This is a genomic window from Pseudomonas sp. 24 E 13, from assembly GCF_900004715.1.
In the GTDB taxonomy this organism is placed as follows: domain Bacteria; phylum Pseudomonadota; class Gammaproteobacteria; order Pseudomonadales; family Pseudomonadaceae; genus Aquipseudomonas; species Aquipseudomonas orientalis_A.
The window spans coordinates 33,476-33,848 of the sequence record NZ_CVTO01000099.1; the positions used below are offsets into that span (position 1 = coordinate 33,476).

Here is a 373-nt window from a genome sequence, read left to right on the forward strand (position 1 = left end):
CGGATTTGAACCGACGACCTTCGGGTTATGAGCCCGACGAGCTACCAGACTGCTCCATCCCGCGTCTGTGGGCGGCATTCTACAGTCCAGCGCCGAGGTGTCAACCGTTAATGCGGCAATGGCTCAAATAAGTCCGAATTATTCATAAATCAATGCGTTGCAGCGCTTCGATGATCGTTCCCACGCTCCGCGTGGGAATGCATCCCGTGACGCTCTGCGTCAACATTGCGCAAAAAGCAGGACGCGGAGCGTCCAGGGCGGCGTTACCACGCGGAGCGTGGGAACGATCAAAAATACACGCGCACAAAAAAGGCCACTCTTTCGAGTAGCCTTTTTTGATGTTTGGTTGCGGGAGCCGGATTTGAACCGACGA

The 373-nt window shown here is 55.2% G+C and carries 2 tRNA genes and 1 pseudogene (2 of these 3 cut by a window edge); all 3 read right to left on the reverse strand.

Going from position 1 to position 373, the window contains the following annotated elements:
* Window positions 1–64, reverse strand: a tRNA-Met gene (locus tag BFP90_RS28925) (it extends 80 nt beyond the left edge of the window).
* Between the two features lie 78 nt (window positions 65–142).
* Window positions 143–373: pseudogene (locus BFP90_RS28930) on the reverse strand (hypothetical protein); the annotation flags it as partial.
* A tRNA-Met gene (locus BFP90_RS28935) sits at window positions 344–373 on the reverse strand; it runs 114 nt beyond the window's last position. The pseudogene BFP90_RS28930 and the gene BFP90_RS28935, both read right to left, overlap by 30 nt.